This is a genomic window from Qipengyuania sp. MTN3-11 (genome assembly GCF_042851825.1).
In the GTDB taxonomy this organism is placed as follows: Bacteria; Pseudomonadota; Alphaproteobacteria; order Sphingomonadales; family Sphingomonadaceae; genus Qipengyuania.
In genome coordinates this window covers 113,963-139,668 of record NZ_BTGM01000004.1, presented here as the reverse complement: position 1 = coordinate 139,668, position 25,706 = coordinate 113,963, and the positions used below count along the sequence as shown (strand labels likewise).

General features: G+C 66.1%; 25 protein-coding genes and 1 tRNA gene. 18 read left to right on the top strand and 8 right to left on the bottom strand.

Annotation, left to right across the window (positions count from 1 at the left end; all coding sequences use genetic code 11):
• Positions 1-105: 105 nt before the first annotated feature.
• From ACGHN1_RS13480 to pth, 4 genes are all read left to right on the top strand, one after another.
• Positions 106-1,041: a TraB/GumN family protein gene (locus tag ACGHN1_RS13480; RefSeq protein ID WP_390551378.1), complete on the top strand. Its 936-nt coding sequence runs from the start codon at positions 106-108 to the stop codon at positions 1,039-1,041.
• A gap of 69 nt (positions 1,042-1,110) precedes the next feature.
• On the top strand, positions 1,111-1,992 hold the full coding sequence (locus ACGHN1_RS13475; RefSeq protein ID WP_390551377.1) for a TraB/GumN family protein: 882 nt from the start codon (positions 1,111-1,113) through the stop codon (positions 1,990-1,992).
• Positions 1,993-2,112: 120 nt separating this feature from the next.
• Complete coding sequence (locus ACGHN1_RS13470) at positions 2,113-2,811, top strand: 50S ribosomal protein L25/general stress protein Ctc (RefSeq protein ID WP_390551376.1); 699 nt, start codon at positions 2,113-2,115, stop codon at positions 2,809-2,811.
• Between the two features lie 90 nt (positions 2,812-2,901).
• Complete coding sequence (pth, locus tag ACGHN1_RS13465; protein WP_390551375.1) at positions 2,902-3,471, top strand: aminoacyl-tRNA hydrolase; 570 nt, start codon at positions 2,902-2,904, stop codon at positions 3,469-3,471.
• On the opposite strand, the gene ACGHN1_RS13460 is transcribed toward pth, so the two are convergent.
• Together ACGHN1_RS13460 and ACGHN1_RS13455 are read right to left on the bottom strand one after the other, a co-directional pair.
• On the bottom strand, positions 3,468-3,683 hold the full coding sequence (locus tag ACGHN1_RS13460; protein ID WP_390551374.1) for a hypothetical protein: 216 nt from the start codon (positions 3,681-3,683) through the stop codon (positions 3,468-3,470). The genes pth and ACGHN1_RS13460 overlap by 4 nt on opposite strands.
• 29 nt (positions 3,684-3,712) lie before the next feature.
• Positions 3,713-4,747, bottom strand: coding sequence for a magnesium transporter (locus ACGHN1_RS13455; RefSeq protein WP_390551373.1), 1,035 nt, complete (start codon positions 4,745-4,747; stop codon positions 3,713-3,715).
• Between the two features lie 145 nt (positions 4,748-4,892).
• Here ACGHN1_RS13455 and ACGHN1_RS13450 point away from each other — a divergent pair, with 145 nt between their 5' ends.
• Complete coding sequence (locus ACGHN1_RS13450; protein WP_390551372.1) at positions 4,893-5,894, top strand: SDR family oxidoreductase; 1,002 nt, start codon at positions 4,893-4,895, stop codon at positions 5,892-5,894.
• Between the two features lie 9 nt (positions 5,895-5,903).
• Here the strand turns inward: ACGHN1_RS13450 and ACGHN1_RS13445 are convergent, their stop codons facing one another.
• Positions 5,904-8,252: a zinc-dependent metalloprotease gene (locus ACGHN1_RS13445; protein WP_390551572.1), complete on the bottom strand. Its 2,349-nt coding sequence runs from the start codon at positions 8,250-8,252 to the stop codon at positions 5,904-5,906.
• Positions 8,253-8,383: 131 nt separating this feature from the next.
• On the opposite strand from ACGHN1_RS13445, the gene ychF reads away from it, so the two are divergent.
• The 4 genes from ychF to ACGHN1_RS13425 all read left to right on the top strand — a co-directional run bounded on the left by ychF (position 8,384) and on the right by ACGHN1_RS13425 (position 11,616).
• Positions 8,384-9,484: a redox-regulated ATPase YchF gene (gene ychF, locus ACGHN1_RS13440; RefSeq protein ID WP_390551371.1), complete on the top strand. Its 1,101-nt coding sequence runs from the start codon at positions 8,384-8,386 to the stop codon at positions 9,482-9,484.
• 70 nt (positions 9,485-9,554) lie between these two features.
• Positions 9,555-10,352 (top strand): DUF1206 domain-containing protein, encoded by a 798-nt coding sequence (locus ACGHN1_RS13435; protein WP_390551370.1) that lies wholly within the window; start codon positions 9,555-9,557, stop codon positions 10,350-10,352.
• Positions 10,349-11,125 carry a MauE/DoxX family redox-associated membrane protein gene (locus ACGHN1_RS13430; RefSeq protein ID WP_390551369.1) on the top strand — a complete coding sequence of 259 codons (777 nt, stop codon included), beginning with the start codon at positions 10,349-10,351 and terminating at the stop codon, positions 11,123-11,125. The genes ACGHN1_RS13435 and ACGHN1_RS13430 overlap by 4 nt, the downstream gene beginning before the upstream one ends.
• A gap of 14 nt (positions 11,126-11,139) precedes the next feature.
• Entirely contained in the window at positions 11,140-11,616 is a 477-nt protein-coding gene (locus ACGHN1_RS13425) for a MaoC family dehydratase (RefSeq protein WP_390551368.1), read from the top strand.
• A 42-nt stretch (positions 11,617-11,658) separates the two neighbouring features.
• Here the strand turns inward: ACGHN1_RS13425 and ACGHN1_RS13420 are convergent, their stop codons facing one another.
• Together ACGHN1_RS13420 and mutL are read right to left on the bottom strand one after the other, a co-directional pair.
• Positions 11,659-12,156, bottom strand: a complete 498-nt coding sequence (locus ACGHN1_RS13420; protein WP_390551367.1) for a hypothetical protein — start codon at positions 12,154-12,156, stop codon at positions 11,659-11,661.
• Positions 12,156-13,982 (bottom strand): DNA mismatch repair endonuclease MutL, encoded by a 1,827-nt coding sequence (mutL, locus tag ACGHN1_RS13415; RefSeq protein WP_390551366.1) that lies wholly within the window; start codon positions 13,980-13,982, stop codon positions 12,156-12,158. The genes ACGHN1_RS13420 and mutL overlap by 1 nt, the downstream gene beginning before the upstream one ends.
• A 197-nt stretch (positions 13,983-14,179) precedes the next feature.
• Here mutL and ACGHN1_RS13410 point away from each other — a divergent pair, with 197 nt between their 5' ends.
• From ACGHN1_RS13410 to ribH, 8 genes are all read left to right on the top strand, one after another.
• The gene (locus ACGHN1_RS13410) at positions 14,180-15,223 is read left to right on the top strand and encodes a rod shape-determining protein (RefSeq protein WP_390551365.1); all 1,044 of its coding nucleotides are present in this window, start codon (positions 14,180-14,182) and stop codon (positions 15,221-15,223) included.
• 22 nt (positions 15,224-15,245) lie between these two features.
• On the top strand, positions 15,246-16,181 hold the full coding sequence (mreC, locus tag ACGHN1_RS13405; protein ID WP_390551364.1) for a rod shape-determining protein MreC: 936 nt from the start codon (positions 15,246-15,248) through the stop codon (positions 16,179-16,181).
• Positions 16,182-16,736: a rod shape-determining protein MreD gene (mreD, locus tag ACGHN1_RS13400; RefSeq protein WP_390551363.1), complete on the top strand. Its 555-nt coding sequence runs from the start codon at positions 16,182-16,184 to the stop codon at positions 16,734-16,736. It begins immediately after the preceding gene.
• An 8-nt stretch (positions 16,737-16,744) separates the two neighbouring features.
• Positions 16,745-18,883 carry a penicillin-binding protein 2 gene (gene mrdA, locus ACGHN1_RS13395; RefSeq protein WP_390551362.1) on the top strand — a complete coding sequence of 713 codons (2,139 nt, stop codon included), beginning with the start codon at positions 16,745-16,747 and terminating at the stop codon, positions 18,881-18,883.
• Complete coding sequence (gene rodA / locus ACGHN1_RS13390; RefSeq protein WP_390551361.1) at positions 18,880-19,995, top strand: rod shape-determining protein RodA; 1,116 nt, start codon at positions 18,880-18,882, stop codon at positions 19,993-19,995. Before mrdA ends, rodA begins: the two co-directional genes overlap by 4 nt.
• Before the next feature lie 110 nt (positions 19,996-20,105).
• A tRNA-Lys gene (locus ACGHN1_RS13385) sits at positions 20,106-20,181 on the top strand.
• A gap of 81 nt (positions 20,182-20,262) precedes the next feature.
• Positions 20,263-21,504, top strand: a complete 1,242-nt coding sequence (gene ribB / locus ACGHN1_RS13380) for a 3,4-dihydroxy-2-butanone-4-phosphate synthase (protein ID WP_390551360.1) — start codon at positions 20,263-20,265, stop codon at positions 21,502-21,504.
• Positions 21,505-21,508: 4 nt separating this feature from the next.
• Positions 21,509-21,928 (top strand): 6,7-dimethyl-8-ribityllumazine synthase, encoded by a 420-nt coding sequence (ribH, locus tag ACGHN1_RS13375; RefSeq protein WP_390551359.1) that lies wholly within the window; start codon positions 21,509-21,511, stop codon positions 21,926-21,928.
• A gap of 3 nt (positions 21,929-21,931) precedes the next feature.
• On the opposite strand, the gene ACGHN1_RS13370 is transcribed toward ribH, so the two are convergent.
• Complete coding sequence (locus tag ACGHN1_RS13370) at positions 21,932-23,017, bottom strand: hypothetical protein (protein WP_390551358.1); 1,086 nt, start codon at positions 23,015-23,017, stop codon at positions 21,932-21,934.
• On the bottom strand, positions 23,011-24,072 hold the full coding sequence (locus ACGHN1_RS13365) for a phosphotransferase family protein (protein WP_390551357.1): 1,062 nt from the start codon (positions 24,070-24,072) through the stop codon (positions 23,011-23,013). Before ACGHN1_RS13365 ends, ACGHN1_RS13370 begins: the two co-directional genes overlap by 7 nt.
• Before the next feature lie 79 nt (positions 24,073-24,151).
• On the opposite strand from ACGHN1_RS13365, the gene ACGHN1_RS13360 reads away from it, so the two are divergent.
• Positions 24,152-24,406: a hypothetical protein gene (locus tag ACGHN1_RS13360; protein WP_390551356.1), complete on the top strand. Its 255-nt coding sequence runs from the start codon at positions 24,152-24,154 to the stop codon at positions 24,404-24,406.
• A 1-nt stretch (position 24,407) separates the two neighbouring features.
• Here ACGHN1_RS13360 and eno read toward each other — a convergent pair whose 3' ends face one another.
• The gene (gene eno / locus ACGHN1_RS13355) at positions 24,408-25,694 is read right to left on the bottom strand and encodes a phosphopyruvate hydratase (RefSeq protein WP_390551355.1); all 1,287 of its coding nucleotides are present in this window, start codon (positions 25,692-25,694) and stop codon (positions 24,408-24,410) included.
• Positions 25,695-25,706 lie beyond the last annotated feature (12 nt).

The window sequence follows — 25,706 nt, the reverse complement described above, 5'->3', positions numbered from 1 at the left end:
CAACACGGTGGAACAAGGCGCGGATTTGCCGGACGAATGGCTAGCCGGTGGGACCGGCACGCTGTAACCCTTGGTGCGCAATCCAAGCCTATCGGGGGGACAATCATGTTTTCGAAGTCGCATCTGGCGAAATTCGCCGCCACCACCGCCCTTGCGTTCGGGCTCCAGGCCTGCGCCACCACGCCCGCCGAGGAGGTCTCTGCGGCTCTTGCCCCTGCGCCGGTCGCCGCAACCACCGCCAGCGGCCCGGCGCTTTGGAAGGTCTCCGACGAGGACACCACGATCTACCTGTTCGGTACGGTCCATGCCCTGCCCGAGGATACCGACTGGCTGCGCGGACCGATCTCGCAGGCGCTCGCATCCTCGCAGACGCTGGTGACCGAGATCGAGGATGCCGCGATGAGCGATCCGGCGATGCAGCAGAAGACCATGGCGCTGGGCATGCTGCCCGAGGGGACAACGTTGCGCTCGTTGCTGAACGCCGAGCAGACCGCGACCTACGAAGCGGCATTGGCCAAGGTCGGCGTGCCCCCCCAGGCCTTCGATCGCTTCGAGCCGTGGATGGCGGGGATGACGCTGTCCATCCTGCCGATCATGCAGGCCGGCTACACCCAGGAAAGCGGTGTCGAGAAACGCATCGAGGCCGAGGCCGGCGCCGACAAGGCGCGCGGTTCGCTCGAGACGGTCGAGGAGCAGCTCGCCCTGTTCGACACGCTGCCGCGCGAGGCGCAGATCGCCTTCCTGATGTCCTCAGCCGAGATGATCGACGAGATCGTGCCGATGATGGACCAGATGGTCGCCGAATGGCTCGAGGGCGATGCCGACGGGCTGGCGGAACTGATGAACCGCGGCCTCACCGACCCGGCGCTGGCCGAACGGCTGCTCTACGAGCGCAACCGCAATTGGGTGGAATGGATCGACACCCGTCTGGACACCCCGGGTACCGTCTTCATGGCGGTCGGCGCCGGCCATCTCGCGGGGACGAACAGCGTGCAGAACTATCTCGACCAGCGCGGCATCGCCGTCACTCGCGTCCAGTAGCTGTCCCGCAGCCGGGCGGAGGGAGGATCGGCCTTGCACCGCCCGCGATTGTGCGCATGGGAGGGAGCGATGATCGCGCGCTTCCTCCTGATTTTCGCTGCCCTGATCGGTCTTGCCGCCTGTCAGGACGAACCCGACTCTCGGGCCGCCGCCGGACCGGGCCCCGCCATATGGGAGGTCCGGGGAGCGGACGGGGCGGTCGAGGGCTGGCTGTTCGGAACCATCCATGCCCTACCCGACGGGGTCGCCTGGCGCACCGCCACGCTCGCGGCTCTGCTCGATCGGGCCGATACGCTGGTGGTCGAGGTCGCCGGGCTGGAGGACGGGGACGCGCTCACCCGCACCTTCTCCGAACTCGCCTTCGACACGCCCGGCCCCGCCCTCGCCCGAAGGATCGAGCCGGGCCTGCAACCCCGGTACGAAGAATTGCTGACCAGCGCCCGTGTGAGCCGCAACCAGCTCGACCGCATGGAAAGCTGGGCCGCAGCCCTTTCGCTTGCCCAGGTGGCGCAGGCCGGGCGGACCGAGAACGGCGTCGACAAGGCGCTGCTGCGCGATTTCGCAGGCGGCGAGGTGATCGAGCTGGAGGGCGCGGAAGCGCAGCTGGCGATTTTCGACGGTTTGCCGGAAACCGACCAAAGGGACTTGCTCAACGCGGTGATAGAGGAAAGCCGCACCGCCGGCGAGGAAATGGGTCGGCTCGCGCGCAGCTGGAGCACGGGCGATCTCGCCGGGCTCGAGGAAGTGACCGGCTCCGGCATGCTCGCCGACGAGGAGCTCTACGAGGCGCTCCTCGCCCGCCGCAACCGCGCCTGGGCGGCGCAGCTCGAGAACCTGCTGTCCGCGCCCGGCCGCCCCTTCGTGGCCGTCGGTGCCGGGCACATGGTCGGCGAGGATGGCCTTCCGCGGCTGCTCGAAGAACGCGGCTTCACCGTTCGCCGCATCCAGTAGCGCGGGGGCCGGGCTTGCTTTTGCGTGCATCGGCGTTATAGGCGCGCGCTTCGGCGCCATGGTCATCCCTGGAGGCGTGGCGGACCGAAGCACACAACCCGCACTTGAAAGGCAAGACCCATGAGCGATGCTCTGACCCTGCCGGCCGAGACGCGCGAACGGGCTGGCAAGGGAGCCTCCCGTGCACTGCGTCGCGATGGCCGCGTTCCCGCCGTGATCTACGGCGGCAAGGAAGAACCCACACTGATTCACGTCGAGGCCAAGGAACTGGTCCGCCAGCTCGGCACCGGCCACTTCATGAACTCGATCGTCGAGATCGAGCTCGGCGGCAAGACCGTGCGCACCCTGCCCAAGGATGTCGCGCTGCACCCGGTCAACGACCGTCCCGAGCATGTCGACTTCCTGCGCCTTGCCAAGGGTGCCAAGGTCGAGGTCGAGATTCCGGTCGTGTTCGCGAACCACGAGAAGTCGCCCGGGCTCAAGAAGGGCGGCGTCCTCAACGTCGTGCGGCACGAACTCGAACTGGTCTGCGAGGCGGACAAGATCCCGAGCGAGATCGTGATCGACGTCACCGGCAAGGAAGTCGGCGATTCGATCCACATCAGCGAGATCGATCTTCCCGAAGGCAGCGAAAGCGCCATCACCGATCGCGACTTCACGATCGCCACGCTGGTCGCACCGTCGGCGCTCAAGAAGAGCGAAGGCGAGGAAGGCCAGACCGGCGAAGGCATGGAGCCTGGCGAGACCGCCGCGACCGAACAGGGCGTCGACGACGATGCCGCGCAGGAACAGGAAGACAAGGCGCCCGACGGCGAGTAAATCTTCCGTTCGAGTGCAATCACCAAGGCGCCGGGCTGGGAAACCAGTCCGGCGTTTTGCTTTTCCGCGTCACGAAGCTAGAGGCGCGCGATGCAGATTTGGGCAGGCCTTGGAAATCCCGGACCGCAATATGCGATGAACCGGCACAACGTCGGCTTCATGGTAGCCGATACCATTGCCGAGATGCACGGTTTCGGCGCGGTGCAGAAGAAGTTTTCCGGCTGGCTGCAGGAAGGGCGCATCGGGGCCGAGAAGATCCTGCTGCTGAAGCCAGCGACCTTCATGAACCGGTCCGGCGAGGCGATCGGCGAGGCGCTGCGCTTCTACAAGCTCGAGCCCGAAGCCGTGACGGTGTTCTACGACGAGCTCGATCTCGACCCATTCCGCATCAAGGTGAAGCGCGGCGGCGGCGCGGCCGGACACAACGGCATCCGTTCGACCATCCAGCACATCGGCGAGAATTTCCGCCGCGTGCGGATCGGCATCGGCCATCCCGGACACAAGGACCGCGTCACCGGATACGTGCTGGGCAATTACGCCAAGACCGAGCAGGACGATCTGGTCCAGATGCTGGGCGGAATCGGCGCCGAGGCGGGCTGGCTGGCAGCGGGCGACGATGCCCGCTTCATGAGCGATTACTCGCTCAGGTTGCAGGACTAGAGATCGATCGAGGCGCCGGCCCGCGGTTGCCAGCCCAGCGCAGCCATGCAGCCGATGAAAACCTCGCGCCGGTTTTCCTCTTCCGAAACAAATTCCAGCTGTTCGCGACAGCTGCGCTCGGCCTGCGCGAACGGCGTCGTCGCTCCTCCGGTCCATTCGTCCGAATTCGTCGTTTCGCAGGCGGTCAGCGCGAACAGCGGCGCTGCCAGCATCAATTTCGCGATTCCGGCCACCCGGCGCATCACAGCAGGATCGTCGCCAGCGAAAGGAATATCCCCATGCTGGCAACGTCGCTGGCCGTGGTCAGGAATATGCTCGATGCGGTGGCCGGGTCCGCGCCCAGGCGTTTCAGCGTCAGCGGGATCAGCGCCCCGGCGATGCCGCTGATCGTGCAGGCGACGACCATGGCGACGAGGACGACGATGCCGAACCGCACCGGCTCCGCTTCTCCCTGCATCAGCGCATAGGCGAACATGCCCGTCCCCGCGGTCAGTCCGACCAGAAGGCCGTTGGCGAAGCCGAGCATCCCTTCCTTGCGGACCAGGGTGCGGGCGCTGCCGGCCTTCACCTCGCCCAGCGTCATTCCCCGCAGCGCGACCGCGAGCGCCTGGCAGCCGGTGTTGCCGGTCTGCCCGGCCATCACGGGCAGGAACACGGCGAGGATGACGAGGCGGCTCAATGTATCCTCGAAGATGCCGACGACGGCGGCGGCGACGAAGGCGGTGAGCAGGTTCACCTGCAACCAGGGATGGCGCAGCTTGAGGCTTCGGAGCAGCGGCGTCGAAAGCCGTTCTTCCTTTTCCACGCCGACCATCGCCCCCGCCTGCGCGCTGATTTCCACCGCGCGATTGGCGAACAGGTCGGCCCCGCGCACGAGCCCGGCGAGGCGATCTTCCGAATCGACCACCGGATAGACCGGGAAGTGGCGCTTCAGCGCCGCGCTCAGCGCGTCGGCCAGGGTCATGTCCTTGCGCAGTACGAATGGATTGGGGATCATGATCTCGGCCAGCGGAGTCTCGGGCGTCGCGAACAGCATCTCGCGCATCACCACCAGGCCGATCAGCCTGTCCTCCGGGTCGACGATGTAGCAATAGGTGATGAACGCGCTCTGGGTCGCTTCGCGGAGCACTTCGATCGCCTCTCCGACCGTCGTTCTCGCCGAGAATATGCCGACGGGTTCGGTCATCAGATCGGCGACCGTCTCTCCCGCCGGTGCCGCCAGCGTGCCCTCAGAACTCTGTTCCGCCATGGGCGGAGCTACCGCTGCCACATTCATGATCGACCCCCATCAATCCGCCGAATCGGGCAATCCCGCGCCCGAACTGCGATGGTTACCGGGAAAAAAACCGCTGGCAATCTGTATCGAACGCTCTGGTATCGCGCGCCAAACTGGGTCACTGTCGTGCATGAAGGAGACCACCATGCCCGCACTGACCCGCCGCACCCTCCTGGCCGGAGCCGCCGCCACCGGGGCGCTGGCCGCCACCGCTTCGCGCGCCCGGCAGGACACCGTCGCAGCGCCCCCGCCCGACCTCGGCGGAAAAGCGATCCTGATCACCGGCACTTCCTCCGGCTTCGGGCGGCTCGGGGCGCAATATTACGCAGAGCGCGGGGCGAAGGTCTTTGCAACCATGCGCGGCATTCCCAGGCCCGAGGCGGAAGAACTGCGACAGCTCGCCGCCGACGATCGGCTCGACATCCACGTCATCGAGATCGACGTCCTTTCCGACGAGCAGGTCGCCGCCGGTGTCGCCGAGGCGGAGCGGATCAATGGCGGTCCGCTCGACGTGCTCGTCAACAATGCGGGCGTGGGCATCAGCGGCCCGGCCGAGGTGCAGGACATGGAAGCGACCATGCTCGCCTTCGACACCAACGTGTTCGGTTATCACCGCATGGCCCGCGCCGTCCTGCCGGGGATGCGGTCGCGCAAATCGGGCCAGATATTCCAGGTCTCGAGCCAGCTCGGCCGGGTGATCGTGCCCTATGGCGGGCACTACAGCGCGACCAAGTTCGCGGTCGAGGCGATGGGCGAGCAGCTCGCCTACGAGCTGGTGCCGCACGATATCGAGGTGACCATCATCGAGCCGGGCGGTTACCCGACCGAGGTCTGGGTCAACCGCAACATCTACACCGGCGCGCTCAAGGAACGCGCGGCCGAAATCCACAAAGCCGGCTATCCGCAGGTGGTGGCGGCGATGGGCACCGAGGACGGTTCGGGCCGCAGCGCCGATCCGATGGACGTGCCGCGCGCCATCGCCCGGACCATCGCCATGCCGGCCGGGACGCGGCCGTTGCGCCTGCCGGTGAGCGGCGGGGCGATCCCCCAGACCGCGATCAACGAGGTGACCGCGCGGACCCAGGTCGAATGGCTCGGCCGTTCGCCCACGCTCGGCCCGGTCATGCGCGCGGTCCACAACGTCTGAGCGATTGCCTCAGCCGATCGGCATGCCCGGCGGCACCTCGGGAAGCAGGTTGCGATCGGCGAGCGCCGCCGTCAGCGCGTCGCGATCGGCGAGCAGCGCCGCCATCCCGCGCGACCAATCGGATGCGGCATCATTGCCCCGCGCCCTGCCCAACTCGGCGGCGAAACCGGCCAGCTGCCCGTCGATCTGCATCGCCAGGGTCCGCGACAGATCGCCGCGCCGGGCCGTGCGCGCGGTCGCCAGGAGAATTGTCGTCGCGATCCGCCGGCCGACTTCCCCGGCCTCCGCAGAAGTGCTTGCGTGTTCGAGCAGGCGCGCGACCACCTCGTGCGGCGAAGGCACCGCCCCGTCGCTTTCGTTCTGCATCGCGAGCCGGTTGAGACGCTGCGGGTCGAGCAGGCTGTCGAGAACATGGACCGCGCCGATCTCGGTCGCGCGGAGCGTGTCGAAGACAGGGCCGCCCGCCGTTGGCATGATCTCGATAGCGGTCGCGTAATCGCCGTCGGACCCGGGGCCGTAGCTCAGTAGTGGCTGCAACCGGGGGGGCACGCTGAGCGCGCTTACCGAAAGCGCTGCCAGCAACGCTTCGAGCGCTGCCTCCTGCTGCGGGCCGCGCACGTTCTCGACCAAAACATCGTCCCCCGCCAGCGCCACTGGCGAGACCACCCCGCCCAGGGCCTTGGCCGCGGCTTCGGTCTGGTAGCGGTGGAGCAGCCAGATCGGTACGAATGCGCGACGCAAGCTGGCGAGGTCCTGGCCTGCGGGTATGGCATCCGCATCGAAACGGGCGAGCGCCGCCTCCCGCACCGCCATGACCCGGGCCAACTCGGCGACCGGATCGCCGAAATCGTCCCACAGCGCGCCTTGGGGATTGGGACCCTCGGTGCCGCGTGCGTCGTTGTCGCCCACGAAGCGCAGGCCCCGGGCCTGCGCCTCGCGCACCATGGATCGCGCCTCCTCGTCGCTGCGGGCAGCGTAGAGATAGCGGATCGCGAACTTGTCCCACTCGCCGACGCCGGTGCCATAGGCATCGGACAGATCGATCGCGCCGTCGGTCAGCTTCACCCGCGGCGCGGGATAGTCCATCACCGAATAGCGACCCTGCGAACTGGATGCGAAATTGTGCGACAGGCCGAGCGTGTGCCCGACCTCGTGCGCGCCGAGCTGGCGGATGCGGGCGAGAGCCGCGGCGACCGGATCGTCGGGCTCGCCGGTGTCGGTCAGCCCTGCCCCGACCAGCGCCTGGAAGATCAGGATGTCCTGCCGCACGCGGAGCGAGCCGAGCATGACGCTGCCTTTGAGGATTTCGCCGGTGCGCGGATCGGTGATGCTGGGGCCGTAGGACCACCCGCGCGTCGCCCTGTTGACCCAGTTGACCACATTGTAGCGCATGTCGAGCGGATCGGCGCCCGCAGGCAGCACCTCGACCCGAAAGGCGTCGACGAAGCCGGCCTCGTCGAAGGCTTCTGCCCACCAGCCCACGCCGTCGATCAGCGCCTGGCGCACCGGTTCCGGGGCGGCCGGGTCGACGTAATAGACGATCGGTTCCTTCACCGGCGAGCGCGCCGCGGCGGGATCGGTCTTCTCCAGCCGGTGACGCGCGGCGAGCTTGACCAGCATCGAACGGCCGAGAGGCGCGGAAAAATCGTATTTGTATTCGCTGAAGGCAAAGCCGTATGGATCGGTGCGCACCGGCATCGGATCGTCCGGAAGGGCGACCAGCGAGTGCCGAACCCACAGCGATATGTCGCGTCCGGTGGGCGAGACGTTGCGCAGCGAGGCGTCCGGGTTCTTGGCCATGAAACTCAGCATGGCGGAGAATTCGGCGTTCTCGGGAAAGACCTTCACCCGCGACGGGTCGGCGAGCGAATAATCCTTCTGCAGCGCGAAGCCTTCGCCCAATTGCTCGGCGAAACCGAAATGATCCATCGCCAGGAACGGCGCGAAATCGAAAGTGAAGCTGCCGTCCTTCGCGGTCGAGTCGATCGCGCCGACCCAGAGCACTGCGTTGGTGAAGCTGTTGGCGACCGATTCCTGCTGCGCGGCCGAGCCCGCGGGAGCGACGAAGGTGGTGTTCTCGAGTTCGGCAACGACCCGGTTGCCGACCCGGCGAAAACGCAGGATACCGGTCCGCAGCGGCGCGCCGCGATCGACCCCGGTGACCGCCGAGCCGACCCCGGTCTCGATCTGAGCGACGTAAAGATACCGCCCGGCAATCCCGTCTTCCCCGGCGCGCGGCAGGGTCAGCCGAATCTCGCCCTCCTCGTTGCCGGCGTCGACCGCAATCAATTCGTCGGCGGCATGCAGCGGCGCATGGGCCGCAAGGGCGGTCGAAGCCAGCATGGCGGCGAGCAGCATTGTCTTCACGTGCGAATTCCTCCCTGATCCCGCGCGACCTTAGCGTGCCCGCCCTTCCTGTCGAGCGCCGCCTTTCCACTTCGCCGCCGAGGCGCTAAGGCGCGCGCCAATTCGCTACATCGGAGTATTTCATGGGTTTCCGCTGCGGGATCGTCGGCCTGCCGAATGTCGGCAAGTCCACCCTGTTCAATGCACTCACCGAAACGCAGGCCGCGCAGGCCGCGAACTATCCCTTTTGCACGATCGAACCGAATGTCGGCCAGGTCGCGGTGCCGGACGAGCGGCTGGAGAAGATCGCCGCGATCGCCAAGTCGGCCAAGGTCGTACCCACCCAGCTCGCATTCGTCGACATCGCCGGTCTGGTGAAGGGCGCGAGCAAGGGCGAAGGGCTCGGCAACCAGTTTCTCGGCAACATCCGCGAGGTCGACGCCATCGTCCATGTCCTGCGCTGTTTCGAGGACGACGATATCCAGCACGTCGCCAACAAGGTCGATCCGCTGGCCGATGCCGAGGTGGTCGAGACCGAGCTGCTGCTTGCCGACATGGAGAGCCTGGAAAAGCGGGTCGAGAACGCCCGACGCCGCGCCACCGCGGGCGACAAGGAGGCGAAGGCGCTGTCGAGCGTCCTCGGCCAGACGCTCGAACTGCTCAAGGATGGCAAGCCGGCCCGGCTCATCGAGCCGAAGGACGACGAAGAGGCGCGCCTTTTCGAACAGGCGCAGCTGCTGACCGCCAAGCCGGTGCTCTACGTCTGCAATGTCGCGGAAGAGGATGCGGCGAGCGGCAATGCCCTGTCCGCGCAGGTTTTCGCCAAGGCCGAGCGCGAGGGCGCGGAAGCCGTGGTGGTCTCCGCCGCGATCGAGAGCGAACTGGTGGCGATGGAGGCCGAAGAACGCGCCGAATATCTCGCCGAGCTGGGACTGGCCGAAAGCGGTCTCTCGCGCATCATCAAGGCCGGCTACAAGCTGCTCGGGCTCAAGACCTTCTTCACCGCCGGACCCAAGGAATCGCGCGCCTGGACCTTTCCCGAAGGCGCGCGGGCCCCGCAGGCCGCGGGCGAGATCCACACCGATTTCGAACGCGGCTTCATCCGCGCCGAGACCATCGCCTACGACGACTACGTCACGCTCGGCGGCGAGAGCCCGGCCCGCGAGGCGGGCAAGCTGCGGCAGGAAGGGAAGGAGTATCTCGTCCAGGACGGCGACGTGATGCTGTTCAAGTTCAACGTGTGAACCATTCGCGCCCTCGTCCGTTGGCCCGACAACGATTGGGGTTCAACATTCGATAGACAGGGGGCGCGGCATGGTCGACAAGTCGGAAAAGTTCAATTGGCTGGTGCGCGTCGGCTATTTCAGCCGCGCGATCCTCTATTCCGTGCTCGGCCTGGTCGCACTGACCAATGCGAGCCAAATCGCGGAGGGTACCGACGGGATCTTCCGCGCGATCGAAGATTACCCGGCAGGGATCGCGATCCTATGGATCATGGTCGTCGGCCTCGCCGCCTACGCCGCGTTCCGCTTCTGCTCGTTGTTGTTCGATATCGAGAACAGCGGCTCGGACGCGAAAGGCTGGGGCAAGCGGGTCGGCCACGCGGGAAGCGGCATCGCCCACCTCGCGCTCGCCTTCTCCGCCTACCAGTTCGCCTCTGCTGCGGGCGGATCGGGCAATGGCGCGGAGGAAGCGGCGGCCGGCATCCTTTCGGTCCCGTTCGGCGGTGCCGTCCTCGGACTGCTGGGCTTGGCATTCTTCCTCGCGGCAGCCCATCAGGCAAAGAAAGGTATCAGCGGCGAGTTCATGCACCGGATCAGCAGCCGGGCACCCGATGCGACGCGGTGGCTCGGCGCTGCCGGCTACCTCGCCCGCGGTGTGGTCTATCTCGTGATCGGTTGGTCGCTGGTGCAGGCGGGCTTCATGTCGGGCGGCGCTGACGAGATCCGCACGCTCGGCGATGCGGTGGCGAGCCTGGCGGGTGAAGGCTTCGTCTTCACGCTCACCGCGCTCGGACTGATGCTGTTCGGGCTCTTCAGCCTGGTGCTCGCCCGGTACCGGATCATTCCCGACATGGGCGCGCACGGCAAGGTGCCCGCCTTCCGGGCATGACGGAGCGGGCCGAAACCGAGCGGGTCGCCACGAAGGGCAGGACCGCCCGGCTCTACCGCATGGTGATGGACAAGCATGTCTGTCCCTACGGCATCAAGTCTAAGTGGTTGCTGGAACGCGAAGGCTTCGCGGTCGAGGACCACCACCTGACCACGCGCGAGGAGACCGACGCCTTCAAGCGCGAGCACGGCGTCGAAACCACGCCCCAGACCTTCGTCGGGGGTGAACGGCTCGGCGGATACGATGCGCTCCGCAAGCGCTTCGGCCGGGACGAAAGCGATGACGACGGTGCGAGCTACCGTCCGGTCATGGCGGTGTTCGCCGTCAGCGCGCTGCTGGCGGTGGCGCTGAGCATCTTCGTCTACGGTTCCCCCTTTACCATTCGCACCGCCGAATGGTTCGTGACCTTCAGCATGGCCATGCTCGCCATGCTCAAACTGCAGGATGTCGAACAGTTCTCGACCATGTTCGTCGGCTACGACCTGCTCGGCCGGCGCTTCGTGCCCTACGCCTATGCCTACCCCTATCTCGAGGCCACCGCGGCAATCCTCATGGCCGGACGGCTGTTGCCCTGGCTTGCGATCCCTATCGCGCTCGTCATCGGGACGATCGGCGCAATCAGCGTGTTCTACGCGGTTTACATCCAGAAGCGCGACATCAAATGCGCCTGCGTGGGTGGCAGCGGCAACGTCCCGCTGGGCTTCGTTTCGCTGACCGAGAACCTTGCGATGATCGGCATGGCGATCTGGATGTTGCTCCGCCCGATGGTCTGAGGCATCAGCATGCGATGATCCATTACGAAGACATCGCCATCGGCACGCACCAGTCCTTCGGCCGCTACGAAGTGAGTGCCGAAGAGGTCCGCGAATTCGCAGAGAAATACGACCCCCAGCCGTTCCATCTCAGCCAGGAAGCGGCGGCGAAAACGCATTTCGGGCGTATCTCGGCGAGTGGGTGGCACACCTGCGCGATGACCATGCGGATGCTGGTGGAGAACATGTCGGTCGTCGAACAGGCTGGCTTGGGCTCGCCGGGCATCGACAGCCTTCGCTGGATCAGGCCGGTCTATCCCGGCGACGTGCTTCGCTGCGAGACCGAGATCGTCGACAAGCGCCGCAGCAAGTCCAAACCCGATCTGGGGCTTTTCAAGTCACGCGTGCGCACCTTCAACCAGGACGATACCATGGTGCTCGAGATGGTCTCCAACGGCCTGATCCGCGTCCGCGACCCCGACGCGCCGATCGAAGATACCTCCGCTGGCTAGAAGACCGGTCGGGACTGATCCCTTTCCTCACTCGAGCGACGATCAGGTGCCACACAGCGCCTGGCCACTCGCGTCATAGACGGTCCGGTCGCGTCCGTCCTTCACGGTCAGCCGGGCCTCGTGCCCCACCGTGTCGGTCCCGGCCTTCTCGCCCTCCCCCTCGGCAAGTTGGAGCCGCAGCGAGTGGCGGGTGCCGTCGTATTTGACCCGCGTGGCGAGCGCCGATTCCGCACTGCCCATGTCGGCCGCGAAACGCTCCACTTCGTTGTCGATTTTCATGAACGCCGTCCGGGCACGGGTGATCGCCACCGGGTCCGGGCCTCCGCCGTCGGGCACGAAGCTGCAGCCCATGCCGCGGATGTCGCTCCGCTCGAACTCGGCAAAGCTCAAGCCCCGCGGTTCCAATCTTTCCGGGGGAACGATCTGCGCCGCCTCGACCTCGGCGATCGCCGCCTCGTCGAGCCGCGCCTTCTCCTCCGGAGTGATCTCGGTATCGCAGGCGGCGAGCGCGCCCAGCGCCAGGAGGATCGTCACGCGCATCAATGTCTCCCGAACAGCTTCTCGACATCGTCCATGGACAGTTTCACCCAGGTCGGGCGGCCGTGGTTGCACTGGCCTGAACGCGGAGTGCGCTCCATCTCGCGCAGCAGGGTGTTCATCTCTTCCACCCGCAGCGTCCGACCGGCACGCACCGAGCCATGGCAGGCCATGGTCGCGAGCACGAGATCGAGCTTCTCGCCCAGCAGCAGCGCGCCGCGTTCCGCATCGAGCCCATGCTTGACCAGATCGTCGTCGATATCGCGAAGAAGCTTTCCGGGATCGGTGCGTGCCAGCGCATGCGGCAGGCTGCGAACCAGCATGGCGCCGGGTCCGAAACGCTCGATCTCCAGCCCCAGGTCGGCAAGCTTTTCCGCGGCTTCCTCGAGCCGGTCGCAGGCATCCTCCTCCAACTCGACGACGTCGGGCATCAGCAGGGCCTGCGCCCGCGTGGTCGCTTCCCCCGCCCCGGCCGCGCGCAGCCGTTCGAGCACCAGGCGCTCGTGCGCCGCATGCTGGTCGACGATGACCAGACCATCCTTCGCTTCGGCGACGATATAGGTGTTTGCGACCTGTCCCCGTGCGATCCCCAGCGGGTACTCGGGCGCATCTTCCTCCACGGGGATCGCTTCCTCGGCACGACCCTGTATCGGAGCGAGAGCTTCCCGCTCGTCGCTCCGCCATACGGGCGCTCTCTCGGCCACGCGCGGTTTGGGCGCGGACCAGTCCCGCCCTTCGAAGATCGAGCGCAGCGCGGCAGGCTCCTCGCGCACCGGTTCTGCCTGCCAGCGGCCCATCGCCGCGGCATCGGGAGACTGGGCGCTGCGCCGGTCGCCGGTGTCGAGCGCGCGGCGCAGGCCCGAGACGATGAAGCCGCGCACCCCCGGGGCATCGCGGAAACGCACCTCGGTCTTGGCCGGATGGACATTCACGTCGACCTCCTCGGGCGGAAGTTCGAGGAACAGCGCCAGCACGGCGTGGCGATCACGCGCCAGCATGTCCGAATAGGCACCGCGCACCGCACCCGTCAGCAGGCGATCCTTCACCGGACGCCCGTTGACGAAGAGATACTGGTGATCGGCGACGCCGCGATTGTAGGTCGGCAGGCCGGCGATGCCGGTGAGGCGCATCGTGCCCGTATCGGTCGGCCTTTCGAGATCGATCCCGACGCCATTGTCCTTGAGCTCCCTTGCCACGATCTGGGCCACCCGGTCGGCGAGATCCTGGTCCTGCTGAAGGCCGAAGATGCGCCTGTCGCCATGTTCCAGCGTGAAGGCGATGTCGGCCCGCGCCATCGCCAGGCGTCGGACGACATCGAGCGAGGCGGCGTATTCGCTGCGCGGCGTACGCAGGAACTTGCGGCGGGCGGGGACCCTGGCGAAGACCTGTTCGACCCGGACCCTGGTGCCGGCCGGCAGCGCTGCGGGACCGCTCTCGATCTCGACGCCGTGATCGACCACGCGCCGCCATCCCTGGTCGCTGCCCCGGGGGCGGCTTTCCAGGGTGAAGCGCGATACGCTGGCGATGCTCGGCAGCGCCTCGCCGCGGAAGCCGAGAGTGGCGACCCGTTCGATTTCCTCGTCCGGCAGCTTGGAGGTGGCGTGACGTTCGAGCGCCAGCGCCATTTCCTCGGGCGACATTCCGCAGCCGTCGTCGATCACCTCGAGCGCGCCCAGCCCGCCTTCGGTCAGCTTGACGGCGATCCGCTCCGCGCCGGCATCGATGGCATTCTCGACGAGCTCTTTCAGTGCTGCCGCCGGGCGTTCGACCACCTCGCCCGCAGCGATGCGGTTGACCAGATGTTCGGGCAGGCGGCGGATGTTCGGCATGGTGCAGGTGCCGGGTTAGCGGCGAAGCGGCGCGAATTCGAGACGGCAGGCAGCAGTTTCCCCCTCATTTCCCCGCGAATCCTTTGGCAATTCGCCTTGTGCTTGTCTAAGGAACGCGCCTTCCCACCACCCGGGTAGCGGACCGCGACGCGATTGCGGCGCGCGCACCCGTCGCAAGATCACGGATACAGGCAAGAATGGGCTTCTGGAGCAATCTGTTCAAATTCGGTTCGCAGAACATGGCAATCGATCTCGGGACCGCGAACACGCTGGTCTATGTCGAGGGTCAGGGCATCGTGCTCAACGAACCGTCGGTGGTCGCGATCGAGACGATCAACGGGATCAAGCGGGTCAAGGCGGTGGGTGACGACGCCAAGATGATGATGGGCAAGACTCCCGACAGCATCGAGGCGATCCGTCCGCTGCGCGACGGGGTGATCGCCGACATCGAGATCGCCGAGGAGATGATCAAGCATTTCATCCGCAAGGTGCACGGCCGCAAGAGCCTGATGCGCTATCCGGAGATCACGATCTGCGTTCCCTCCGGTTCGACATCGGTCGAACGCCGCGCCATCCGCGATGCCGCGAGCAATGCGGGCGCCAGCCAGGTTTTCCTGATCCTCGAGCCGATGGCCGCGGCGATCGGCGCCGACATGCCGGTGACGGAGCCGGTGGGTAGCATGGTGGTCGACATCGGCGGCGGCACGACCGAGGTCGCGGTGCTCAGCTTGCGCGGGCTGGCCTACACCACGTCGGTCCGCACCGGTGGCGACAAGATGGACGAAGCGATCGTGTCCTACGTCCGCCGACATCACAACCTGCTGATCGGCGATGCCACCGCCGAGCGGATCAAGAAGGATTACGGGATCGCCACCGTGCCGGAAGACGGCGTTGGCGAGGCGATCACGCTCAAGGGGCGCGACCTGGTCAACGGCGTCCCCAAGGAAATCACGATCAACCAGGGCCATATCGCCGAGGCGCTGTCCGAACCCATCGGCGCGATCGTCGAGGGTGTGCGCATCGCGCTGGAGAACACCGCGCCCGAGCTTGCCGCCGACATCGTCGATCAGGGCATCGTGCTGACCGGCGGCGGCGCGCTGATCCAGGGGCTCGACGAATACCTTCGCGACGAAACCGGCCTTCCGGTCACGATCGCCGAGGATCCGCTTTCCTGCGTCGCGCTGGGCACCGGTCGGGCGATGGAGGACGAGGTCTATCGCGGCGTGCTGATGACCGCGTAACAGCTAGAGACGAGGGGCCGACATGGCGCCGACAGGGCAACGGCGTTCGGGCTATTCGCGCAGGGCGCAATTATCGCAATTCACCGGCTACATCGTGGCCGGGGTCGGTGCCATCGTCGGCGCCGTCCTGCTGGCCCTGTCGATCTGGCAGCCGACCCTGTTCTCTGCCCCCCGGGGCGCGGCGAACGATGCGGTTGCGCCCGCGACCCGCGCGGTCGCCACCGGCCGCACTGAAAGCAAGGGACTGATCGCCAGCCTGCGCGGCTATTTCCGCGCCGGATCGCAGAACGCACGGCTCAAGCGCGAGGCGGAGCTTGCCCGCATCCGCCTCAAGGAAGCCGAAGCCGTGGCGCAGGAGAACGTCCGGCTGAAGAAACTTCTCGGCCTCCGGGATGCCGAGACCCGGCCGGTCGCCGTCTCACGGCTGGTCGGTTCCACCGCGGCAAGCACGCGGCGTTTCGCCTATGTCGGGGTGGGTCGCAACCAGGGTGTGGGCGTCGGCATGCCGGTCCGCTCTCCGCGCGGGGTCGTCGGGCGCGTCCTCGAGGTTGGGGCAGACAATGCCCGCGTACTGCTGCTGACAGACAACGAGAGCGTGCTTCCCGTGCGCCGTTCGAAAGACGAGGTCGTCGCTTTCGCGGAGGGTCGCGGCGACGGCTTGCTGCGCATCCGGCTGATCAACCTCGGGGTGAATCCCCTGGAACCGGGCGATGTCTTCGTGACCAGCGGCGCCGGGGGCTACTATCCCCCCGGCATCGCGGTGGCGATCGTAACCGAAATTACCGACGACGGCGCACTCGGACGCCTTATCAGCGACCCGGCAGCGACCGATTTCGTCGCAATCCTGCCCATCTTCGAACCCGATGCTGCGATCGGTGCCGAAACCCCGATCGAACAGACGTTGGGCGGCGAGGCGGCAACCGGCGAGGGCCAGGACGAGCCGGAGCAGGGCGAATAGATGGAGCGGATCGACCCGCGATCCCGCAGCGATGCCTATGGCAGTCGTATCAATCGCACGCATTCGCCGTTGCTCGCGAATGTCGTGCCGTGGATCTCGATCCTGGCCGGTTCGCTCCTGCCGATCTTCTTCATCGCTACTGCCCTTCCCCTAGTACCGCCGACCGGATTCCTGATGCTGCTCGCGTGGCGACTGGTCCGCCCCGGCCTGCTTCCGGTCTGGGCCGGATTCCCGCTTGGCCTGTTCGACGATCTGTACAGTGGCCAGCCCTTCGGCAGCGCGATCTTCCTGTGGTCCGCCACCCTTCTGGCTCTCGAGGCGATCGACCTGCGTTTGCCTTGGCGCAGCTTCGCACAGGACTGGTTCACGGCAGGTATAGCGCTGACCCTCTATTGCCTCGTGGGCCTGGCGCTGTCGGGCGCCTCGCCTTCCTTCGCCGCAATTATCGCCCTGGGACCGCAAATCTTGCTTTCGATCCTACTCTTCCCTCTCGCCGCGCGGATCGTCGCGGGGCTCGACCGGTTGCGCCTGTCTCGCTGGCGCAGCCAGGGATAGGTCCGCCGATGCGCCTCGGAAAGAACCGCAAACGCGATCACGTCACCGCGTCGAGCCTCGATGCCGCGTTCTCGCGGAGAAGCTTCGTGATTGGCGCGGGCATGGGCGGGCTTGGTGTGCTGCTCGCGGCGCGGATGGGCTACATCGCCATCGCCGAGAACGAGAGATACGAGCTGGAATCGGAAAGCAACCGGGTCAATCTCTCGCTAATCCCCCCGCGGCGGGGCTGGCTGCTCGACCGCAACGGCGCTCCCCTCGCCTCCAACCGCGCGGATTTCCGCGTCGACGTCGTCCCCGACCGGATGAGCGACAGCAGCGCCACCATCGCCCGGCTGGGGGAAATCCTCGGCCTCGGCGACACCCAGATCGCCGATATCAACCAGCGGATCGAGGAATCCCCGGGTTTCCAGCCCGTCGAAGTCGCCACCGGGCTCGATTACGAACAATTCGCGGCGATCAGCGTGCGATTGCCCGACATGCGCGGCGTCGTGCCGCAGCGCGGTTTCTCCCGCTTCTATCCCACCGGTCCGGCCGTCGGCCATCTGGTCGGCTATGTCGGCCCGGCCAATGCCGAGGAATATGCCGAGCAGGACCGCAATCCGCTGCTGATCACCCCGGGCTACAAGATCGGCAAGGACGGGCTGGAGAAGGAATTCGAACAGGAATTGCGCGGCATTCCCGGCGCGCGCCGCGTCGAGGTGACTGCGTCTGGCCGCATCGTCCGCGACCTTGAGACCCGCGAAGATGTCCAGGGTGATCCGGTCCATCTGACCATCGATGGGCCGTTGCAGGATTATGCCGCGCGGCGGATCGGGCTGGAAAGCGGTTCCGTCGTGGTGATGGATTGCGAGACCGGCGACATCCTGTGCATGGCGTCGATGCCCAGTTTCGATCCCAACAGCTTTTCCGCCGGCATCGGCCGTGTCGAATACGCCATGCTGCGCGAAGACGAGCGGGTGCCGCTGCGAAACAAGGTGCTCAAGGGCCTCTATCCCCCGGGATCGACGGTCAAGCCGATGCATTCGATGGCCTTCCTGCAGGCCGGGATCGACCCCAACCACACCATCACCTGCGGTGGCGGCGTGCGGGTGGGCAATCGGTTCTTCAACTGCTGGGGCAACCACGGCACGGTCGACATGGCCAAGGGCATCTATCAGAGCTGCGACAGCTATTACTACCGCATGGCGCAGGAGGTCGGGTTCACCCGCGTGGCGGACTTCGCAAAGACCCTGGGCCTCGGCAAGCAGTTCGACCTGCCCGTCCTGAGCCAGTTCTACGGCACCGTGCCCTCGCCCGCCTGGCTCGAGGAGAAGTACGATCGCGAATGGCAGCCCTATGACACGGTCAACGCTTCTATCGGCCAGGGTTATTACCTGACCAATCCGCTGCAATTGGCGGTGATGTCGGCCCGGCTCGCCACCGGCAACCACGTGACCCCGCGCCTCAACCGGGCGGTCCAGCCCAAGTCCTTCCATATGGCGAATTTCCGTGACGATCATGTGGCCTATGTCCGCCAGGCAATGAGCGACGTGGTCAACGGCCCCGGCACGGCCGGCCGCGCTCGGTTGCCGTTCGACGACATCCTGATGGCCGGCAAGACGGGTACGGCCCAGGTGGTCTCGCTGAGCAAGTCGGACGGTCGCTCGGGTCCGTGGAAATATCGCGATCACGGACTGTTCGTGTTCTTCGCCCCGTTCGACAAGCCCAAATATGCGGGCGTGGTGGTCATCGAACACGGCGGCGGTTCGGGTTCGGCCTATCCCATTGCCCGCGACGTGATGACCTTCATGTTCGATCCGGCGAAGGGTATGGAGGCACTGCGGGCGCTCGAGGAGCAATGGGGCGGGAACGCGCAGGAACGTCTGGCCGCGAAATATGCCGCCTATGCCGCCGCCGCCGGCGAAGCGGTGCCACCGGTACCGAGCCGCACCGAGGAGATCGCCGACCTCGTCGAGGCCGAGGCGCGCCTCGCCGCGAGGCAGAGCGAGGAGATCGCCGACGAGGTCATCACACCGCGATCGGAAGCAAATCCGACCGCCGAGGGCCCGCCGCCTGATTCAAGTGTCGCCGGCCCCACCGGCGCAGGCAATTTCGCCGCCCCGACACCCTCTCCTTCCCCCTCGTCCGCGAACGGACCGAACCGATGAGTTTCGTTCCGGCGCCGGTCGCACGGCAGCCCTGGCAGATGCTGGGTCCGCTGCTGGTCCTGGTCGGGTTCGGTGCGCTGGTCCTCTATTCCGCGAGCGGGGGCAGCTGGCAGCCCTATGCGGCTTCGCACCTCGTCCGCTTCGGCGTCTTCCTGGCGATGGCTACCGTGATGACGCTGTTCTCGCCCGCGCTGGTGAAAATGGCGGCCTATCCGATCTACGTCGTGGTGCTTTTCCTCCTGGTGCTGGTGGAGGCGATCGGGGCGATGGGCGGTGGCAGCCAGCGCTGGCTCAACCTCGGCTTCATGCAGTTGCAGCCTTCCGAACTGATGAAGCCTGCGGTGGTGCTCGCCCTTGCGCGGTTTTACGGCGATCTGCCGGTTGGCATGGTTCCGAGCTGGCGCGGACTGGTGCCGGCGGGCGTGCTGATCCTGATCCCGGTGGCGCTCGTCCTGGTCCAGCCCGATCTCGGCACCTCGCTGGCGATCCTGTTCGGCGGAGGGCTGGTGATGTTCATGGCTGGCCTGCCGCTGCGCTGGTTCGCCATGCTCGGGGCCGCCGGTGCCGTCCTCGCACCTCTCGCCTTCTTCTTCGGGCTCAAGCCCTACCAGCAGCGCCGCGTCCTGACCTTCCTCGACCCCGAGAACGATCCGCTCGGTTCGGGCTACCACATCACCCAGTCGAAGATTGCGATCGGCTCGGGCGGTATCACCGGCAAGGGTTTCAACGAAGGCTCGCAAAGCCATCTCAACTATCTTCCCGAGCCTCACACCGATTTCGTGTTCGCGACGATGGCTGAAGAATGGGGGTTCCTCGGCGGAATGCTGATCATCGCCATCTTCGCGGTGATCTTCCGCTGGGGTCTCGGCGTATCGAGGGACGCCAACGACCGGTTCTCCAAGCTCCTCGCCGCGGGAATGACGGTAACAATCTTCTTCTATGTCGCGATCAACCTGATGATGGTCATGGGCCTTGCACCCGTGGTCGGCATCCCGCTCCCCTTCGTCAGCCACGGCGGCAGTTCGATGATGACCAACATGATCTGCATCGGTGCGCTGATGATGGTCTATCGCTGGAACCGGCGCAACCGCCCCGGCGGGCTGGTCACCTGAGGGGCAAATCGAAATTCGGGAAAGGCCTTTCATCGACGGCAAAGGTCGCTATATGACGCGCCTCCCCCGAGTCGGACTCTCCGCTCGGCGCCGCGATTTTCCCGGCATGTGGACGCATAGCTCAGTTGGTAGAGCAGCTGACTCTTAATCAGCGGGTCCTAGGTTCGAGCCCTAGTGCGTCCACCATTTCCTTCTGTCGGTCAGCGCAATCACATTCGGTGTGATCTCGATGCTTGTCAGCACATTTCGATGTGATATGATCGCCAGATGGATACGATCGAAAAGGTGCGCAAGCTCGTCGCCGAAGGATTGATGACCCGCGCGGGGCTTGCGCGGGCCGCCGGCCTCCACGCGAATACGCTGCGCGACTGCGGCGACGAGGGGTGGAACCCCACCGCGGACACTCTCGCAAAGCTCGCCGGCTTCCTCGAGGCCAACGACGAGACTCCGGTCATCGTCGGGGCGGAGGAGATCATCGACGAGGCCCGCAACGGCCGAATGTTCGTCCTCGTCGACGACGAGGATCGCGAGAACGAAGGCGATCTGGTCATCCCCGCCCAGATGTCCACGCCCAATGCCATCAATTTCATGGCCACGCACGGGCGGGGCCTCATATGCCTGGCGCTGGATCGCAGGCGGGTCGAGAAGCTGGGCCTCCAGCCGATGAGCCGCGACAACCGCGAGAGCATGCAGACCGCCTTCACCATCTCGATCGAGGCGAAGACCGGCGTGACCACTGGGATCAGCGCGGCAGACCGCGCGCGTACCGTCTCGGTGGCGATCGATGCGACCCGGGGACCGGACGACATCGTAACGCCGGGCCACGTGTTTCCGCTCGCGGCGCGCGACGGCGGCGTGCTGGTCCGGGCCGGCCATACCGAGGCGGCGGTCGATATCTCCCGGCTGGCGGGGCTCAACCCCTCGGGCGTGATCTGCGAGATCATGAACGAGGACGGCACCATGTCGCGCCTCGACGATCTCGTCGCCTTCGCCCGCAAGCACGACATGAAGATCGGCACCATCCGCGATCTGATCGAATATCGCATGCGCCACGACCATCTGGTCGAGCGGATCGCGGAGCAACCGCTGATGTCCGATTACGGCGGCGACTGGCGGATGCTGACCTATCGCAATACGATCGACGGCAGCGAGAGCTACGTGCTTCAGAAGGGTCATGTCGTCGAGGGTGAGCCCACCCTCGCCCGTGTCCATCCGATCTCGCTGTTCGACGATGTCCTCGGCCGGCCCGGCGAGCGCAAACGCACGCTGCAACGCGCGATGGAGACGGTGGGACGCCACGGGTCCGGGATCATCGTGATCATTACCGGTCGCCCGGCCTCCTCCGCCGGTCACAGCAGCGAGGCGCAGCGCAATGTCGGGATCGGGTCGCAGATCCTGGCAGACATGGGCGTCGAGGACATGATCTACCTGTCCAATTCCCAGCCCAACGTGGTGGCGATCGAGGGCTACGGCCTCGACATCGTCGATCACATGCCCATCGGAGACTGAACATATGGCCCGCTTCCTGATCGTCGAGGCACGCTTCTACGACCAACTCAACGATATGCTGGTCGAAGGCGCGCGCGCGGCGATCGAGGCGGCGGGGCATGGGGCCGAGGTCCTGACCGTTCCCGGCGCGCTGGAGATTCCCGGCGCGATCGCGCTGGCATTGGAAAGCGAACGATACGACGGTTTCGTCGCCATCGGCGTGGTCATCCGCGGGGAGACCTATCATTTCGAAATCGTCGCCGGAGAAAGTGCGCGCGGGATCATGGCGTTGACCATGGACGGTGTGGCCATCGGCAACGGCATCCTCACGGTCGAGAACGAGGATCAGGCCCTGGTTCGCGCCGATCCGAAGCAGAAGGACAAGGGCGGCGAGGCTGCGAAGGCGGCAATGGCCATGCTGGAGCTTTCCGCGCGCTTCCGCTGATCGTCAGGCCGATCCGTCGAGAAACTGGGTCAGCCCCAGCGGTGCGAAAGGGCCGATGATCAACTGTTCGAACACCCCGATCCCTTCCGACGCTCCACCGGTGACCGCAACCGGAATCTGGACGTGAAGGTTTTCCGGCAGCAGCGGATCGAGCCCGTCGAGGTCGATATCCTCGCGTTCGATCTTTTCCCTACCTTGATAGACCCCGTGTCCCCAGCTCGGGTGTGTGTAGCCGATCCCGCGCATCTGGAATCGTCCCAGCGGTTCGAATTGCACCGTCTCGGGCGCGCCCGGTAGCGCCAGCGCCAGCCGGCCGCCGCCGGGCCAGCGGGTGGCGCTTGCCAAACGCGTGCGCATGCTCCCCGCCCCTTCGGCGATCCCGCCGCGATCCGCGCCCTCCCCCGCCCAGGCCGCACGGGTGTTCCAAGGGTTGCCATGCTCGTCGTTGTTGACGTGGAAGAACAGGCTGCCCTCGGGGAAGTTCACCGGCGTCCATTGCCAGAAGAAACCGGGCAATGGGTGACCCGGAATGGGCTGCATGTCGCGCGTGCCGATCGGGCGGGTTCCCCAGCTGCGATCGCGGGTGCCCATGGTGCCCTCGGCCAGATCGCGGCGATCCCCGTCGACCTCGATCCACCCGTTCCATCGGCCGTTCTGCGTCATCCGCGTGTAGTCCATGAAGGCACGGGTCCCGATGCGATGGGTGAAGCGCGGCTCGAGAATGGGAAAATGCCTGCCGGTGAAATGCAGCTCGGCGCTCATCCCCTCGGATGGGCTCAGCCGTACCTCGAGGCGGTCGAGCGGTTCGACGATGGCGATTTCGATCGGTCCGCAGGTCAAATCCATGCGCTCCACGCCGAGCTCGCGACTGGCGTGGAGGCAATGCTGGACCCCGCCGCGCACGACGCTGACATGCGCATCGACCACGCCGAGATGGGGATAGACTCCGAAAGCGACGGCGAAGAAGCCGCTGCCGTCGGGGGCATAGCCGTTGAAGAAATAGCGGTCGTAGAAATTGCGGTCGGTCCCGGCGAAGGCGACCGGTTCGGGCGTCTGGTGGATCGGGAAATCGTCGCCCCGGCTCAGCATCTCTCCGTCTCCTTCAGCGCGGCGATGCTTCCGTGTTCCAGCGCCAGCCCGCAGGCTCCGCGCGCCATCGACAGGAAGTTCTCGTCGCCGCGCGCGGTCCTCTCGACGAACGCGGCGCTGAACACCGCGGTCGACACGCCTTGGAGCGCACCGAGGCGGTAATTGTGGCGGAAGCGCTCCTCCTCGAAGCTCACCCCGTATTCTCCCATCGCATCGCGATAGAGCGACAAAAGGTCATCCTCGTGACGTCGCCGCATCGCCTCGCCGAGCCCACAGCCGAGGAAATAGGCGACATCGGTCAGCGGATTGCCCACGGCAACGGTCTGCCAGTCGAGGATCGCGACGGGTTCGCGGCCCCCGCGTATGTCGAACAGCATGTTGTCGAGCCGGAAATCGCCGTGGAGGATGCAGTTCCTGTCCTGCGGACGGCCGAACCACAGATCGGCATGCGCCGCCAGGTCCTCGCAGACCTCCATGTATTCGGATTCGAGCGTATCGACATAGCGATCGCGGAAGATCGCCTGCGCCTGGCCGTAGAGCGCACGGACCTGTGCGGTCGCTTCGGGCGAGAGGCACAGCCAGTCGCGCCCGGTGAGATCGTTCCTCTGCCAACTCGGCCCGTGGATCGCCGCCGCCTGCCGGATCGCGGCGCGCGCGTCCTCGAGCGTGCAGCCGGAAATCTGGTCCCCCTGTCGCGCCGGGCCCAGATCCTCGAACAAGAGCAGGAACTCGCTGCCATCGCTGCTCAGTTCGGCGGCGAGGATCGAAGGTACTCTGACTTCGAGCTTGGGCGCGATCTCGCGGTAGAAGCGCACTTCCTTCGCATAAAGGCCGAATGCGGTGGCGGTGCCGCGGCTCGTGGCATCGGCGGCGGGGAATTTGCCCGCAAGGGTTGCCGGGCAATGGGCGTCGGCGCAATCGAGATGGAAGCGCACGCTGTCCCCGACCTGTCCGGTCCCGATCGGCTCCCAACGCACGGCGTCGACCTCGCGTCGGAGTGTCGCCGAAAGCCATTCGGCCGTCACCGCATCGGGATGAGCCGGAAACGCCGCCACTGATCCTCTCCCAGCAAAGGCTTGTATGGGAACGCTAGGCCCACGCGGACGTCGTGGCAATCATGCAGGGAAGCAAGCCATGAACGGACCGTTCGAATGGGTCGCCTCGATCGGCACGGTGATCGCGGCATCGATGATCGCCTTCGACATGGGACGTCGGGCGACTGCCTGGGGTTTCGTGTTGTTTTGCCTGGTCGCGATGATGTGGATCTACATCGGCCTGACCAGCAATGCGCTGCCGCTCGCAGCGATGAACGCGGTCCTGCTGGCAATCAACGCCTGGGGGGTGTGGCAGTACTGGTTCCACCCGAAGAACCGGGAGCAGCAATCCTAGCTCAATCCCTCAGCTTGGCGAGGCTTTCCCGTCCCGCATAGACGGCGCTGTCTCCCAATTCTTCCTCGATCCGGATCAGTTGATTGTATTTGGCCAGCCTGTCGGAGCGGGCCAGCGAACCGGTCTTGATCTGCCCGCAATTGGTAGCGACGGCGAGATCGGCGATGGTGGCGTCCTCGGTCTCGCCGGAGCGATGGCTCATGACGCTGGTGTAGCCGGCCCGGGTGGCGATGCCGACCGCGTCGAGCGTTTCGGACAGCGTGCCGATCTGGTTGACCTTGACCAGAAGCGAGTTGGCCAGCCCTTGGTCGATCCCTTCGCGCAGGCGCTGGGGATTGGTGACGAAGAGGTCGTCGCCAACCAGCTGGATGGTGTTGCCGATCCGGTCGGTCAGCGCCTTCCAGCCTTCGAAATCGTCCTCGGCCATGCCGTCCTCGATCGAGCGGATCGGATAGTCGCGACACAGCCGGTCGAGATATTCCGCGAAGTCGGTGCCGTCGAGCGACAGGCCTTCGCCGGTAATTTCGTAACGTCCTTCGCGATAGAATTCGGTCGAGGCGCAGTCGAGCGCCAGCACGATGTCCTTGCCGGGCTTGAAGCCCGCCTGCTCCACCGAACGCATGATGAAGTCGAGCGCGTCGCGGGTGGAGGCGAGGTCCGGAGCGAAGCCGCCCTCGTCGCCCACGGCAGTGGACAGGCCCTTCTCGCTCAGGCCCTTCTTCAGCGTGTGGAACACTTCCGCGCCCCAGCGCACAGCCTCGGCCAGGCTGTCGGCGCCGACCGGCATGATCATGAATTCCTGAATGTCGATCGGGTTGTCGGCATGTTCGCCGCCATTGATGATGTTCATCATCGGTACCGGCAGGACGTGCGCGGCAACCCCGCCGATATAGCTGTAGAGCGGCAGGCCCCGCGCATTGGCCGCTGCCTTGGCCACCGCGAGGCTGGTCCCGAGGATGGCATTGGCGCCAAGCCGGCCCTTGTTCGGTGTCCCGTCCAGAGCGATCATCGCATGGTCGATGTCGCGCTGGTCCTCGGCGTCGAGGCCGAGAATGGCATCGGCGATCTCGCCATTGACGGCTCCAATCGCCTGGCCGACCCCCTTGCCGAGATAGCGCTTCGCATCCCCGTCGCGCAGCTCGACTGCCTCGTGCGCGCCGGTCGAGGCACCGCTGGGCACCGCCGCGCGCCCGAAGCTGCCATCGTCCAGAAGCACATCGACTTCGACCGTGGGATTGCCCCGGCTGTCGAGAATTTCGCGGGCGTGGATGTCGATGATCGCGGTCATGAGGGGGAAAAC

Excerpts from the sequence above, each read along its gene's own strand:
- mrdA (WP_390551362.1), top strand. The coding sequence starts at position 16,745 with ATGCGCCTCGGAAAGAACCGCAAACGCGATCACGTCACCGCGTCGAGC.
- ychF (WP_390551371.1), top strand. The coding sequence starts at position 8,384 with ATGGGTTTCCGCTGCGGGATCGTCGGCCTGCCGAATGTCGGCAAGTCC.
- mreC (WP_390551364.1), top strand. The coding sequence starts at position 15,246 with ATGGCGCCGACAGGGCAACGGCGTTCGGGCTATTCGCGCAGGGCGCAA.
- ACGHN1_RS13370 (WP_390551358.1), bottom strand. The coding sequence starts at position 23,017 with ATGCTGAGCCGGGGCGACGATTTCCCGATCCACCAGACGCCCGAACCG.
- ACGHN1_RS13360 (WP_390551356.1), top strand. The coding sequence starts at position 24,152 with ATGAACGGACCGTTCGAATGGGTCGCCTCGATCGGCACGGTGATCGCG.
- ACGHN1_RS13450 (WP_390551372.1), top strand. The coding sequence starts at position 4,893 with ATGCCCGCACTGACCCGCCGCACCCTCCTGGCCGGAGCCGCCGCCACC.
- rodA (WP_390551361.1), top strand. The coding sequence starts at position 18,880 with ATGAGTTTCGTTCCGGCGCCGGTCGCACGGCAGCCCTGGCAGATGCTG.
- ACGHN1_RS13425 (WP_390551368.1), top strand. The coding sequence starts at position 11,140 with ATGATCCATTACGAAGACATCGCCATCGGCACGCACCAGTCCTTCGGC.
- mreD (WP_390551363.1), top strand. The coding sequence starts at position 16,182 with ATGGAGCGGATCGACCCGCGATCCCGCAGCGATGCCTATGGCAGTCGT.
- ACGHN1_RS13430 (WP_390551369.1), top strand. The coding sequence starts at position 10,349 with ATGACGGAGCGGGCCGAAACCGAGCGGGTCGCCACGAAGGGCAGGACC.
- ACGHN1_RS13480 (WP_390551378.1), top strand. The coding sequence starts at position 106 with ATGTTTTCGAAGTCGCATCTGGCGAAATTCGCCGCCACCACCGCCCTT.
- mutL (WP_390551366.1), bottom strand. The coding sequence starts at position 13,982 with ATGCCGAACATCCGCCGCCTGCCCGAACATCTGGTCAACCGCATCGCT.
- ribB (WP_390551360.1), top strand. The coding sequence starts at position 20,263 with ATGGATACGATCGAAAAGGTGCGCAAGCTCGTCGCCGAAGGATTGATG.
- eno (WP_390551355.1), bottom strand. The coding sequence starts at position 25,694 with ATGACCGCGATCATCGACATCCACGCCCGCGAAATTCTCGACAGCCGG.
- ACGHN1_RS13470 (WP_390551376.1), top strand. The coding sequence starts at position 2,113 with ATGAGCGATGCTCTGACCCTGCCGGCCGAGACGCGCGAACGGGCTGGC.
- ACGHN1_RS13455 (WP_390551373.1), bottom strand. The coding sequence starts at position 4,747 with ATGAATGTGGCAGCGGTAGCTCCGCCCATGGCGGAACAGAGTTCTGAG.
- pth (WP_390551375.1), top strand. The coding sequence starts at position 2,902 with ATGCAGATTTGGGCAGGCCTTGGAAATCCCGGACCGCAATATGCGATG.
- ACGHN1_RS13460 (WP_390551374.1), bottom strand. The coding sequence starts at position 3,683 with ATGCTGGCAGCGCCGCTGTTCGCGCTGACCGCCTGCGAAACGACGAAT.
- ribH (WP_390551359.1), top strand. The coding sequence starts at position 21,509 with ATGGCCCGCTTCCTGATCGTCGAGGCACGCTTCTACGACCAACTCAAC.
- ACGHN1_RS13420 (WP_390551367.1), bottom strand. The coding sequence starts at position 12,156 with ATGCGCGTGACGATCCTCCTGGCGCTGGGCGCGCTCGCCGCCTGCGAT.
- ACGHN1_RS13475 (WP_390551377.1), top strand. The coding sequence starts at position 1,111 with ATGATCGCGCGCTTCCTCCTGATTTTCGCTGCCCTGATCGGTCTTGCC.
- ACGHN1_RS13445 (WP_390551572.1), bottom strand. The coding sequence starts at position 8,252 with ATGCTGCTCGCCGCCATGCTGGCTTCGACCGCCCTTGCGGCCCATGCG.
- ACGHN1_RS13435 (WP_390551370.1), top strand. The coding sequence starts at position 9,555 with ATGGTCGACAAGTCGGAAAAGTTCAATTGGCTGGTGCGCGTCGGCTAT.
- ACGHN1_RS13410 (WP_390551365.1), top strand. The coding sequence starts at position 14,180 with ATGGGCTTCTGGAGCAATCTGTTCAAATTCGGTTCGCAGAACATGGCA.